This is a genomic window from Arthrobacter sp. OAP107, assembly GCF_040546765.1.
In the GTDB taxonomy this organism is placed as follows: Bacteria; Actinomycetota; Actinomycetes; order Actinomycetales; family Micrococcaceae; genus Arthrobacter.
The window spans coordinates 5318609-5330959 of sequence record NZ_JBEPOK010000001.1 but is presented as its reverse complement, the minus strand read 5'-3'; the positions used below and the strand labels follow the sequence as shown (position 1 = coordinate 5330959).

Genomic DNA, 12351 nt, shown 5'->3' with positions numbered 1-12351 from the left:
ATGGCTGACGCCCCCAACCCCATACAGATCCAGAAATTCCTCGGCGGGATCGACTACCCGGCCAGCAAGGAGGCACTCATTAGCCGTGCCAAGGAAGCCGGCGCCGACAGCAATGTGCTGGATGCCCTCCAGAATATTCCGGACAAGGAATATGACAGTCCGACGGCGGTAAGTTCTGCGGTCTCCGACGCCTAGCTTGACCGGGGGCCGGGCTATACTCGGCTGCAACCATGAGCAGCCTTCCCTCAGCCCCCAGCACCGTCCGCGTCGACGCCTGGCTGTGGGCCATCCGCGCCTACAAGACGCGGTCCGCAGCCACCGCCGCCTGCCGCGCCGGGCATGTCCGCATCAACGGGAACCCGGCCAAGGCCTCGCAGCCACTCGTGCCCGGCGACACCGTGCGCGCCCGCCAGCCCGGCTACGAGCGGATTCTTGAAGTGCGCCGGCTCATCGCCAAGCGCGTGGGCGCGGAGGCTGCCTCCCACTGTTTCACCGACCACACGCCGCCGCGGCCGGTGGCTCCGGCGCTCGGCCTGCCGCAGCGGGACCGCGGAACCGGCCGGCCCACCAAGAAGGACCGCCGCGAAATGGAGCGCCTGCGCGGGCAGGGCTGAATCCAACACGGGGTCAGATACCGCCCAATGCGCCGCGGATATTGGGCGATATCTGACCCCGCGTTGCGTTTTGACAGCGCAGCGGCTCAGTCCTTGACCTGCCCGCGGCCTTCCCGCACCTCGAACTCCCCCACTTCCAGGTCAGCGGCACCGAAGGCGGCCGGCAGCAGGATCAGGTGGACCGCCCCCGAGGACGTCGCCTTGCTCCCGGCCAGGGTGAAGGCCGACGGCGTGACGCCGGGTTCGAAGAGCCGCTTGCCCTGGCCGAGGACCACCGGGAAGATGATCAGCCGGTATTCGTCCACCAGGCCGGCGTCGTGCAGGGCGCGGACCAGCCGGTGGCTGCCGTGGACCTGGAGCTCCCGGCCCGGGCCCGATTTGAGGTCGTCTATGGCCTCGAGGAAATTCGCGGGAAGGATGGTGGTGTTGTGCCAGGTCGCCTCGGTGAGCGTCGAGGACACCACGTACTTGGGCAGGCTGTTGAGCGCCCTGGCTACGGCGTCGTCCGGGTCGGTGACTTGCTCCCAGTAGGGCTGGAACATCTGGTAGGTGGTGCGGCCCAGCAGGATGGCGTCGGCTTCGGCGAACCACCCGTTCACGATCCTGCCCATGTCCTCGTCGAAGAGCGGCACCACCCAGCCGCCGAACTCGAAGCCGCCGCTGGTGTCCTCGTCCCTCCCGCCCGGGCCCTGCATGACGCCGTCGAGGCTCACGAAGGTGTGAACGGTGAGTTTCATCATGGCCCTCTTGGTGGAGTGGTTTGTGGACTGACGGCCGGGGCTTCGCCGGGATCGACGGGGCCCATATCGAGCCGGAACGGCGGGTACTCGTCCCGCATCAGCGCAACGTATGCTGCGACGCGGTAGACCCAGCGGTTGAGGCCGATGAGCAGGTCGAAAAGGCTCCGGAGGTACCTGCCGGTGAACAGCAGGATGACGCCGGCGATGAAGGCCAGGAGCGTGAGCAGGGAGACCGCGCTGCCTGCCGTGTAGCTGCCGGCGCCGCTTGCAAAGTCGTCATCGGAGGGAGCCACCCAGGTGCGCGAGGATCCCGCGAGCACGCCCACAATCACGAGGTGCGGGATGGCGAGCAGCCAGGACTTCACCAGCACCAGGCCGCGCGACAGATGGTCCGGGTAGTCCACCTCAAAATCGGCGGGATAGTCCGTGCGCGCCAGGGTAAAGGGCGGATAGCGGTCCGTGCCGATCGCGGTGAAGGCGTAGAAGGACACCCGCCAGCTCCAGCGCAGCACGCCCACATTGAAGTTGAAGAGCGAGTGCGGATAACGGGCGGTGAACAGGATTGCGAACCACGCCACGATGCTGGTCACGATCAGCGCGAACCAGAGGAAGAACAGGACAATCAGGTGCGGGATGGCCAGGAACCATTTGACCAGCCACATCCACCGGGACAGCGCCGGGTCCACGTGGCCGGTCAGGCGGGCCGGGTACCTCGGGTTCTCAAATTGGTCGACGACGGCGGGTAGCGGTGGTGCGCCCGCCCCGCCGCCGGGGGCGGGATAGCCGGGTGCCGGATAACCCGGGGCCGGGTAGCCTGCCGCCGGGTAAGCCGCTGCCGGGTACTGGCCCGGCTGCGCGCTTGGTGGCCCTGCGGTGGCGGGAACCCCGGGGCTGCCCGGCGGCACAGCCGCGCCGGGCGGGACGCCTGGCATCTCCCCGGGTACGGAAGAGCGGGCGAACGGACCGCCGGCGCCGGCAGCGGCTGGCGGTCCCGTCGTCGGAGTTTCCACTGGCGGGGCCGGCCCTGCAAGCGGATGACCGGGCGGATAGTGGCCGGCTTGATACTGGGGTTGATTCTGGCCTGGCGGGTAGTGGGACGGGGGAACGTGCGGCGGCGGTCCGTGCCGTCCCAGTCCCATGGCACCTGCAACGATCAGCGGGACACCGATGACCAGCAGCACGATCCCGGCAATGAGCAGCCACAGGAACAGCGGCCAGAGCAGGTCGGAGCGGACGCCGGCTTGCAGATCCACGGATACCGGGGCGGTGGAATCGGCGTTCATGACCACCACGGTCCAGCTTCCGGGGAGGATGTTCCACTTGAGTTCCTGCGTACCGGCACCTTCGGCGGATGCGACCCAGAAATTCTGGGCTCCGGGGCGGGCCGGCGTCCGCGTCCCGGGCACTTCCGTGTAGTCAACCCTGAAGGGCCGCAGATTCAGCTCGCGGATTTCCGAGCGTTTGACCCCGTCGAGATAGCGCGCCGCGTCCTGCTGCGGGGCGATGCCGATGAAAATTCCCTTTCCCGGGCTGGCTGCCGATCCACGGAGCAGGATGCTGCCCGCGGTGTCCGACGGAATGACGTCCGGCAGCCTGCCGCTCACCATCACATCCAGCCCTGCGGAGGTGATCGCGGAGGATGCTGCGTCAAACCGGTGCGACTGGGTGGTGAAGTAGCCTTCGTCGCGCTGCTGGAAGTTGAGCCAGCCCACCCCGGCTGCGCCCGCCAACAGCCCCAATCCCAGGAGTGCGGCGATCGTGCCGAGGACGAGCATCACCATGCGGCCAGGTTTCATGCCGGTTCCTTGTCTCGGACCCTGCGGCGGGCTGCCACCCGTGGTTCGGCACCGCTGGGTTGGCCGGTGCCCGGTTTCACGGCAGTCGCTTGGACGCCGCCTGGTGCTTGGACGTGGCCCGACCGGACTGCGCCTGCCCCGACCGCGCCCGCAGGATGCTTGTGGTCGGTGTGCTTGTGGTCGCCCCGCCCGTGAGTGAATGACGGGTGCTGGTGGATGCCCGGTCTGGGGTCCAGAATGCTCAGCCGGCAAGGTTTCTCGGACGTGCCTTCGCCGCTGAGCTGGTTGAGCTGGGCAGGGTCATGCAGCGCGGTGATAGTGTCCATGGCGGCACGGGCCATCGACAGGTCCAGAATGATTTCCTTGCCCGGCAGCAAGGTCCTGGCCCGCCGCGCAACAACATAGAGCGCCCGGATGTTGGCCGGCGTCAGTGTTCCGCGGACCTCGATGCAGGCGCGCTCCATGTTCGCGTCGATGTGGACCACAACCTTGAGGCGGTGATGGCTGGCGGTGATGTCCACGGCGCTCACGTCCCCCCTGCAGGCAGTCGCTGCCCATGCCGACTCGGCCGGAACGTGTCAAAGGACCGGATATTAATGTTCATGTGCCCAACGCCTCCCCGACTTCATTGTCGGACCGTGTCACGTCCAGAATGCACCTTCTGTGCCAGCGCTGGGAAGGGGCCGGTGCCGCCCGGCCCCAACGGGGCCGACTAAGGGACGGCGTGCCAGACGGTGCGGCGAGGATTGGCGCTGGCCGAATATCTGCCTAGCCTGTTCGTATGCCTTCCAGCCAGGACGATCCAGCAGCCCAAGACCGGACACCCGCGGACCTGGTGCTGGCCTCCGTGAGGCTGCCCGGCGGGACAAAATGCCGCGACGTCCATCTCCGCGGCGGCCATGTCTTGGCGATCACGGCCGGCGGAGAACGCCCTGACGATTTCACGGCAGCGGGTGCCCAGGTACTGGATCTTGAGGGCCGTTTCGTCATTCGGGGCCTGTGGGACGAGCACGTCCACATGACGCAGTGGGCGCTGGCCGCCAACCGGACCGACCTTTCCGGCGCCGCTTCGGCGAGGGCCGCCGTCGAGCTTGTCCGGAGCCGGGTGACGGCGCCGGGCCGCGGGGTGGACCGGACGGCGGAACCGGCCATGACGGTGGTAGGCGCAGGCTTCCGGGACGCCGTCTGGGGCGACGTCCCCAGCGCGGAGATGCTCGACGACGCCACCCGGGGAGTGCCCACGGCCCTGATCAGCCACGACCTGCACTGCGTCTGGCTGAATTCAGCGGCCGCTCGACGCTACGGAGTCGAACTCCCGGCAGACGGGCTGGTCCGCGAGGAGCCGGCGTTTGCCCTCACGCGCGAGCTCGGAAAGCTGCCCGGCGAGGTCGTGGACGGTTGGGTGCACGCGGCCGGCCAGGAAGCCGCCGCGCGCGGTGTTGTGGGCGTGGTGGACCTGGAGATGACGTGGAACCGCGACGTCTGGCTACGCCGGATCGCCGGTGGATTCAGTTCTCTGCGTGTGGACGCGGGCGTGTATCCGGAGGATCTGGAGCGGGCGGCCGCGGCGGCCATGCGGACCGGGCAGATGGTCGACGGCGGGGCGGGACTTTTGCGGGTGGGGCCCCTGAAGGTGCTCATCGACGGCTCCCTCAACACGCGCACCGCCTTCTGCGTTGACCCCTATCCGCATGGCGGGCACGGCATCCTGACCGTGAGCGAGGCCGGGCTGGTTGCACTGCTCGGCAAGGCACGGGAGGCGGGCTTTGTGCCGGCAGTGCACGCCATCGGCGACGGCGCCAACCGGGTGGCGCTGGATGCCTTCGCCGAAGCTGGAACCGCCGGCCGGATCGAGCACGCCCAGTTTGTGCGGCAGGAGGACTTCGCCCGGTTCGGCGAGCTTGGCCTGACGGCCAGCGTCCAGCCGGCCCATGCCCTCGACGACCGCGACGCCGCTGACGCGAACTGGGCCGGCCGCACCGACCGGGCCTTCCCGCTGCGCTCACTGCTGGACGGCGGTGCGCGGCTGGCGCTGGGTTCCGATGCGCCGGTTGCGCCGCTGGACCCATGGGTGGCGATGTCCGCCGCGACCGCGCGGGCGCGCAACGACGGCCGCGGCCCTTGGCACCCGGAGCAGGCGCTGACCCGGGAGGAGGCGCTGCTCGCCTCAACGCGGGGGCGCGGGCGGATCCGGCCCGGGGATGTGGCGGATATTGCCGTGCTGGATGCGGATCCCCTCGCCGCGCCCGATGCCGAGTTCGCCGGCATGCCCGTCGCTGCAACGCTCGTGGCGGGCCGGTTCACGTTCCGGGGTGCCGGGGTTTAGCAGTCCTGTCGGGTCGGCGGAAACTCCCCCACCCACCCTTACCGTCAAAAGCGTAGAGTGGCCTAAGACGCCTGATTCTTGGACGCCATGCAGCTAAGGGAGAAATCGTGACGATTGACTGGGACGAAAAGAAAGCCCTGCTACAGGAACCGAACATCGCAGCAGTGACGCAACTGTGCGATGAACTCATGGAGAAGAAGCCGGGATCGACCGTTCCTTATATCGACCCCGTCCATGACGAGGACGAATGCCGGATTGTCAGCCTCCAGGTCAGCCCGGGCAAGGGAACCGAGTCCGGCTTCGTATCCCATTTCAACGACGACGAGGCCGCCCGGCGCGCCACCCAGATCTACGAGCTCGCCGAACTGGATCCACGCTACGTCATGCCGTGGAACGCCTACCCCTGGGTGCGCGACCCGGACATGCCCTCGGCCCTCAGCGTCCAGGAAAAGACCGACGGTCTGCGCCCCTTCCGGCAGTTCATGAAGATCAACAGGCGCGTCTCGGCCATCATCGCCCACGGGACCGACGCCGCCACCTTCCTGACCCTCTTCGAGAAGACGTACCATTACTCACTCAAGAACAACGGCATCAAAATCTATAAGGCCAGCGCGCTCGGCGGGCGGGCCTTTGCTGTTTCCGAGGCCAAGCAGGAAGAACTCCTGACCAAGAGCGTGGAGGTCTACAAGGACGCCATGCAGCGCGCGGGCATCCAGCACCTTTAACCCACGGATTCCGGCCCGGTAAGCGCATGCTCGACTGGTTGCTCGATTCCGACCCCTCGATCCGGTGGCAGGTCCTCCGCGACCTGACGGCGGCGCCTGCCGAAGAGGTCCGGGCCGAACGTGCCCGGGTGGCCACGGGGGGCTGGGGTGCGCGCCTGCTCTCCCTGCAGGGCGACGACGGCCAGTGGGACGGCGGCACCTTTTTCCCGGTGCCATATGACGGCTCCGAGGCTGGCCAGCCGTGGACCGCCACCACCTACAGCCTGCTGCTCCTGCGTGACCTCGGTCTCGACCCGGGCAGCGAAGAAGCCCGCGCCGCGGTGCGGAAAGTCCGGGACAACAGCCGCTGGGAGGAAGGTGGCCAGCCGTTCTTCGACGGCGAGGTGGAACCCTGCATCAACGGCAAGGCCGTGGCCCTCGGAGCCTACTTCGGCGAGAACGTCGAGGGGATCGTCCGGCGGCTCCTCGGCGAACAGCTCGACGACGGCGGCTGGAACTGCGAGGCGGAGCGGGGGTCGGTGCGTTCGTCCTTCGCAACCACCATCAACGTTCTGGAAGGGCTGTTGGAACACGAGCGGGCCACCGGCGGAACTCCGGAGTCCATTGCTGGCCGGAAGCGGGGCGAGGAGTATCTGCTGGAACGTGCGCTGCTCCGGCGAAAGAGCACCGGGGAACTGGTTGACCCGGAGTGGCTGCAGTTCTCCTACCCGACCCGTTGGTTCTATGACGCGCTCCGCGGCCTCGACTACTTCCGCGACGCCTCCTTTCAGGACATCTCCTTCCCGGATACGGGTGGACCGCCCGACACCCGCCTGGCCGAGGCCGTCGGCCTGCTCCGCTCAAAACGGCAGCCCGGCGGAACGTGGCTGCTCGAGAACACCCACCCCGGCCGCATCCACTTCGCCATGGAGGACGGTGACGGACGCCCCAGCCGCTGGAACACGCTTCGCGCCCTGCGCGTGCTCAACTGGTACGACGGTTTTAGCCCTCGAGCAGCCGCCGCCGGTGTTTGAGCTCCTTGACCCACGCCCTGGTGACCATGTCCGGAAAAGGCGAGGCGCCGCCGTCGTACTTTGGAAGGGTGTTGGTTGAAGCGGCGGCAGTAGACGCAAACGCCGTCCCCGACTCGAGGTCCGCAAGCAGCGGACCGGCAGCCTTCAGCGCCAGGTCCACCGCCTGCGCAGCCGTGCGTTCGGGCAGTCCGAGGCCCGTGGCCCAGGCGAGGAAGTGCTTGCGTGAGATGCCGCTGCGCTTGCCGCCCAGCGTCAGGGCGAGCGTTTTGTCCCCGTAGACCACCGTGGAGGGAATGTCATAAACGGGCGCGATGGACCATTCCCCGTGCGGCTGCTGCACCATGGACACGTTCTTCGCGTGCAGGTCGCCGTTGCCGCTGAGCAGCGCGAAGGCGGCCTGGATGGCGAGGTTCCGCAGCGCCGGCAGCGGTGCCGCGCAGTATTCGGCGAGCGCATGGCAGACAGTCCCGAACCCCACGTTGTACTTGTCGGCCGGGTACAGCTTCAGCACCTGTGCCCCGTCCTCGACGGCGAGGCGCTGCACAGCGTCCCGCTCACCTGCGCTGTCTGGCTCACCGGCCAGCGGCAAGCGGTCGAACCTCTCCACCAGCAGCCCCGGCCGGCCGGCGACGTCGCGCATCAGCTGCACCCGGCTCAGCGGAATCCGCAGCTTGGCCGCGTAGCGGAACATGATGAACTCGTTCTCCACCACGTGCGGGAATTCGGGGGCGTTGAGCTTGAGGATGAAGCGGCGCCCCGCGCTGGCCACGGGCATGGAAATCATGCCGGCGGACAGCTTGTCCTGCACGCCCGCGAGCGCCACCGGGTCGATCAGGCCCGAGTCGCCCAGCAGCTCGTCAAAGTCCACGGGCCTGCGCGGGTCCACCTCGACGGCGTGTTCCTCCGGGTCCAGCGGCTCGCCGTGGCCCACGATCTGCACGTCGCCTACGGGGTTGCCGCCGGCGGCGATGAGCAGCGAGAGGTCGTCGTCCGCGCTGGTCTTGATGGACCGGCGCAACGCGTTCAGCCGCCGGCCCTCCGGGAGCAGTCCCGTGAAGTAGGGCGGGGCAGCACCCGCCCCGGACAGCACCGGCTCGGCGGTGAGCGGGAGCGAACTCGCGACGGCGGGGCGGCCGCTCAGCAGGTAGGCGGGCAGGTAGCTGAACCTGGTGCCGCCGTCGTACCGCTCCAGCCGGGCTGCCAGGACGCCCCGCTTGTATATGTCGGCAATGCGGTGCCTCACGGCCGGTTTTCCGGTTCGGGTTGGTTTCCGGGGGCGGCCGACGGCGGGGCGGCCGACGGCGGCTGGGTCACCCGCGGTTCGCTCACCGGCGGCTGGCTCTCCGGCGGCTGGCTCTCCGTCTGTTGCGTCCCCAGTGCGCGGCCCGCGGCGGTTGTCCGGGTAGCGAGCTTGAGCTCGAGTCCGAGCGTGTTCAACAAGGCCACCAGGGTGTCCAGCCGAAGGCTCGGCTTACCCTGCTCCACGAAGCGGACGAAGCGCTCGGAGACTCCCGCCATGTCGGCGAGGTCCTGCTGGCTGAGGCGGAGGTCGGAGCGCCGGACACGGACGGCGGCAGCAAGGTCTTTCGCGAATGGGTCAGTCAAGACCACCTCCACAGAAATTAGGTACGATCGTGCCGGATTGCGGGTAGCTTCCACGCTACGCTCCGTCAACGCAAGCTCGCAAGGGTGCAAATCGGAACGAACGTACCGGCCGCAGGTGAACCACTCCCCAGTTCGCCGCACGTCACGTGCGAAATGTCTCCATCCGCCGGTTGACACCTGCCTGTGACCCGTGCCATATTCTTAACCGTGAACCTGTCAGACAGCCGGACAGCCGTACAGCAGAGCGGCGCAAGCACCTTTCCGCTGGCGCGTCTCAGCGCGGCCGAAGCTGTCTTCAACGCCATCCGCAGCGACATCCAAAGCGGAGGCTTGGCGGTCGGTGCCAAGCTCAGCTCGGAAGCCGCCCTGGCTGCGCAGTACGGGGTGAGCCGCTCCGTGATCCGTGAGGCGCTCCGCTCCTGCACCGCCCTCGGTCTGACAGTCACCAAGACCGGCCGCGGCACGTTCGTCGTCGCCGACCATGTTGCCAACGACCTCGTCCTGGGCCAGTTCTCCGCCCGCGACCTCACCGAGGCCCGCCCGCACATCGAAGTTCCGGCCGCCGGCCTGGCCGCGGAGCGCCGCACGCCCGAGGACCTGGAAATCCTCCGCGGCATAATGGCCTCCATGACCGCGGAAACCGACCCCGAAGCGTGGGTCGCCCTCGACTCCAGTTTCCATGCCGCCATCGCCCGCGCCAGCGGCAACAAGGTGTTCGAAAGCGTGGTGGCTGATATCCGCGACGCCCTCGCCCACCAGTCCGAAACCCTCAACATGGTGGCCGACCGCCAGTACGCCTCCGACGTCGAACACCGCCTTATCCTCGACGCCATCGAAGGCGGGTCAGCGGCAGACGCCAGCGCCGCCATGGCCGAGCACCTGCGCGCCGTCGGCGAAGCCCTCGACTCCATCCTTAACCAGTAAGCCCAGGCCACCAGCGGCCCGGCCCTCCTGGCACTCCGGATCAACCAGCCGCACCACACCCAACCCGAATCAACACGCAACCCAGAGGACGCCATGCCTTCCCCCGCCATGCCGGCAAGCCATTACCCTTCCGCGCTGCCCGCCGCTGCAGCGATCCTGCCGCGGCACGAGCCCCTCGCCGTCCAGACCCGGGACGGGCTGGTGGAGAGCGTGCACTATGGCTCCCTGATCGCCACAGCGCCGGGCGGCCGCACGCTGCTCTCCGCCGGCGAACCCCTGGCATCGTTCTACCCCCGGTCTTCCCTTAAGCCGCTGCAGTCTGTGGCCATGGTCCGGGCCGGGCTGGACCTGCCCGCCGACCTTCTGGCCCTCACCGCCGCGAGCCACTCCGGCGCAGCCCGGCACCTTGACGGCGCCATGCGCATCCTGGAACTGCACGGCCTCACACCCGCGGCCCTCGAAAACAGCTCGGACCTCCCCTACGGAGTCCGTGAGCGCGAGGAATACCTGCGCGACGGCGGCCGTCCCACGCAGCTGGCCCAGAACTGCTCCGGCAAGCACGCCGCCATGGCCGCCACCTGCGTCATCAACGGCTGGCCGGTGCAGGGCTATCTCGACCCCTCCCACCCGCTGCAGAAACTCGTCGCCGAGACCGTCACCGAGCTGACCGGCGAAGAACCCTCCGGCCTCAGCACCGACGGCTGCGGCACCCCGCTGTTCGCCCTCACCCTCGCCGGCATGGCCCGCGCCTTCGGCCGCCTCGCCTCGGCCCAACTGGCCGACGGTGCGTCCGGCCCCGAAAGCCCGGAAGCCGCCGTCGCACATTCCATGCGCCGCCACCCGGACATGGTGGCGGGCGAGGGCCGGGACGTCACGGACCTGATGCGGCTCCTGCCCGGCGCCCTCGCGAAGGACGGCTTCGAAGGCATCCAGCTGGTTGGGCTGCCGGACGGACGCGGCGTCGCCGTCAAGATTTCCGACGGCGGTGACCGGGCCAGGATGCCCGTCACCGTCCGCGCGCTGGAAGCGCTCGACGTCGACACCTCCGCCCTTGCGGGCATCGCCACCGGCGCGGTCCTCGGCGGGGGCCGCCAAGTGGGCCTGCTGCAGGCCGCCGACTTTCCCTCCCTGTCCCCGACCAACGACGTTCTTTAAGGACTGCACCACATGACCGAAACCCAAACCCTGCCGGACGCCCAAACGCTGGCTGTCCGTTCCGAGCATGATCTGCTCGGGGACCGCGACGTCCCCGCCGGGGCCTACTGGGGCGTCCACACGCTGCGCGCCGTGGAAAACTTCCCCATCACCGGCCAGCCGCTCTCCACCAACATGCACCTGGTCCGCGGGCTCGCCGCCGTGAAACTGGCAGCGGCCCGCACCAACCTCGAACTCGGGCTGCTGGACCCCGAACGCGCCGCAGCCATCGAACAGGCCTGCACCGACGTGATGAACGGCGAACTCAGCGAGCAGTTCGTCGTCGACGTCATCCAAGGCGGCGCCGGAACGTCATCGAACATGAACGCCAACGAGGTCATCGCCAACCGGGCCCTGGAAATCCTCGGCCACCCCAAAGGCGACTACGCCCGGCTGCACCCCAACGACCACGTCAACCTCAGCCAGTCCACCAACGACGTCTACCCCACCGCGGTCAAACTCGGCACCATCTTCGCCGCCCGCGAGCTGCTCGCCGCCCTGGAAGAACTCGAAGACGCGTTCGCCGCCAAAGCCACCGAGTTCCGCACCGTCGTGAAAATGGGCCGCACCCAACTCCAGGACGCCGTCCCCATGACCCTGGGACAGGAATTCGGCACCTACGCCGTCACCATCGGCGAAGACCGGCTCCGCCTGGCCGAAGCGGACCTGCTCATCCACGAAATCAACCTCGGCGCCACCGCGATCGGCACCGGCCTGAACGCCCCCGCCGGCTACGCCGAAGCCGCCTGCCGGCACCTGGCCGAAATCACCGGACTGCCGCTGGTCACCGCCGTGGACCTCATCGAGGCCACCCAGGACGTGGGCGCCTTCGTCCACCTCTCCGGCGTACTCAAACGCGTCGCCGTCAAACTCTCCAAAATCTGCAACGACCTCCGCCTGCTCTCCTCCGGACCCCCCGCGCCGGCCTCGGCGAGATCAACCTCCCCGCCGTCCAGTCCGGATCTTCCATCATGCCCGGCAAGATCAACCCCGTAATCCCGGAAGTGGTCAGCCAGGTCGCCTACGAAGTCATCGGCAACGACGTCACCATCACCATGGCCGCCGAAGCCGGACAACTCCAGCTCAACGCCTTCGAACCGATCATCGTGCACAGCCTGCACAAAAGCATCTCCCACCTCGAAGCCGCCTGCCGCACCCTCACGGCCCGCTGCGTCCAGGGCATCACCGCCAACACCGAACGGCTGCGCCTGACCGTGGAACAATCCATCGGCCTGGTCACAGCCCTGAACCCCCACCTCGGCTACGCAACCGCCACCGCAATCGCCCAGGAAGCCCTCGCCACCGGCAAAGGCGTCGCCGAACTGGTCCTTGAACACGGCCTGCTCACCGAAACCCAACTCCAGGAACTCCTCAGCCCCGAACGCCTGGCCAACCTCAGCAAGTAGCAAGATTC

12 protein-coding genes and 1 pseudogene are annotated in these 12351 nt (G+C 68.3%); 8 read left to right on the top strand and 5 right to left on the bottom strand.

Annotated elements, in window-relative coordinates; genetic code table 11:
• Entirely contained in the window at window positions 1–195 is a 195-nt protein-coding gene (locus ABIE00_RS24500; protein ID WP_354263194.1) for a DUF2795 domain-containing protein, read from the top strand.
• 35 nt (window positions 196–230) lie between these two features.
• A complete protein-coding gene (locus ABIE00_RS24495) occupies window positions 231–614 on the top strand; it encodes an RNA-binding S4 domain-containing protein (RefSeq protein ID WP_354263193.1) in 384 nt (127 codons plus the stop codon).
• A gap of 86 nt (window positions 615–700) precedes the next feature.
• Here the strand turns inward: ABIE00_RS24495 and ABIE00_RS24490 are convergent, their stop codons facing one another.
• Genes ABIE00_RS24490 through ABIE00_RS24480 form a run of 3 tightly spaced genes read right to left on the bottom strand, consistent with a single transcriptional unit; the run spans window position 701 to window position 3680 of the window.
• A complete protein-coding gene (locus ABIE00_RS24490; RefSeq protein WP_354263192.1) occupies window positions 701–1354 on the bottom strand; it encodes a dihydrofolate reductase family protein in 654 nt (217 codons plus the stop codon).
• Window positions 1351–3150, bottom strand: a complete 1800-nt coding sequence (locus tag ABIE00_RS24485; RefSeq protein ID WP_354263191.1) for a DUF4389 domain-containing protein — start codon at window positions 3148–3150, stop codon at window positions 1351–1353. The genes ABIE00_RS24490 and ABIE00_RS24485 overlap by 4 nt, the downstream gene beginning before the upstream one ends.
• On the bottom strand, window positions 3147–3680 hold the full coding sequence (locus tag ABIE00_RS24480) for a hypothetical protein (protein WP_354263190.1): 534 nt from the start codon (window positions 3678–3680) through the stop codon (window positions 3147–3149). The genes ABIE00_RS24485 and ABIE00_RS24480 overlap by 4 nt, the downstream gene beginning before the upstream one ends.
• 251 nt (window positions 3681–3931) lie before the next feature.
• Between ABIE00_RS24480 and ABIE00_RS24475 the strand changes: the two genes are divergently transcribed.
• The 3 genes from ABIE00_RS24475 to ABIE00_RS24465 all read left to right on the top strand — a co-directional run bounded on the left by ABIE00_RS24475 (window position 3932) and on the right by ABIE00_RS24465 (window position 7214).
• Entirely contained in the window at window positions 3932–5476 is a 1545-nt protein-coding gene (locus tag ABIE00_RS24475; RefSeq protein WP_354263189.1) for an amidohydrolase, read from the top strand.
• A gap of 107 nt (window positions 5477–5583) precedes the next feature.
• Window positions 5584–6201 carry a uracil-DNA glycosylase family protein gene (locus ABIE00_RS24470; RefSeq protein ID WP_331574690.1) on the top strand — a complete coding sequence of 206 codons (618 nt, stop codon included), beginning with the start codon at window positions 5584–5586 and terminating at the stop codon, window positions 6199–6201.
• A 26-nt stretch (window positions 6202–6227) separates the two neighbouring features.
• Window positions 6228–7214 (top strand): hypothetical protein, encoded by a 987-nt coding sequence (locus tag ABIE00_RS24465; protein ID WP_354263188.1) that lies wholly within the window; start codon window positions 6228–6230, stop codon window positions 7212–7214.
• On the opposite strand, the gene ABIE00_RS24460 is transcribed toward ABIE00_RS24465, so the two are convergent.
• Both ABIE00_RS24460 and ABIE00_RS24455 read right to left on the bottom strand, forming a co-directional pair.
• Window positions 7183–8457, bottom strand: coding sequence for a type II toxin-antitoxin system HipA family toxin (locus tag ABIE00_RS24460; protein ID WP_354263186.1), 1275 nt, complete (start codon window positions 8455–8457; stop codon window positions 7183–7185). The genes ABIE00_RS24465 and ABIE00_RS24460 overlap by 32 nt on opposite strands.
• Complete coding sequence (locus ABIE00_RS24455) at window positions 8454–8819, bottom strand: helix-turn-helix transcriptional regulator (protein ID WP_354263185.1); 366 nt, start codon at window positions 8817–8819, stop codon at window positions 8454–8456. Before ABIE00_RS24455 ends, ABIE00_RS24460 begins: the two co-directional genes overlap by 4 nt.
• Window positions 8820–9026: 207 nt before the next feature.
• On the opposite strand from ABIE00_RS24455, the gene ABIE00_RS24450 reads away from it, so the two are divergent.
• The 3 genes and pseudogenes from ABIE00_RS24450 (at window position 9027) to ABIE00_RS24440 (ending at window position 12343) form a co-directional block, all read left to right on the top strand.
• Window positions 9027–9743: a FadR/GntR family transcriptional regulator gene (locus ABIE00_RS24450; RefSeq protein WP_354263184.1), complete on the top strand. Its 717-nt coding sequence runs from the start codon at window positions 9027–9029 to the stop codon at window positions 9741–9743.
• Window positions 9744–9836: 93 nt separating this feature from the next.
• Window positions 9837–10898, top strand: coding sequence for an asparaginase (locus ABIE00_RS24445; protein ID WP_354263183.1), 1062 nt, complete (start codon window positions 9837–9839; stop codon window positions 10896–10898).
• Between the two features lie 12 nt (window positions 10899–10910).
• Window positions 10911–12343, top strand: a pseudogene (locus tag ABIE00_RS24440) (aspartate ammonia-lyase).
• Window positions 12344–12351 lie beyond the last annotated feature (8 nt).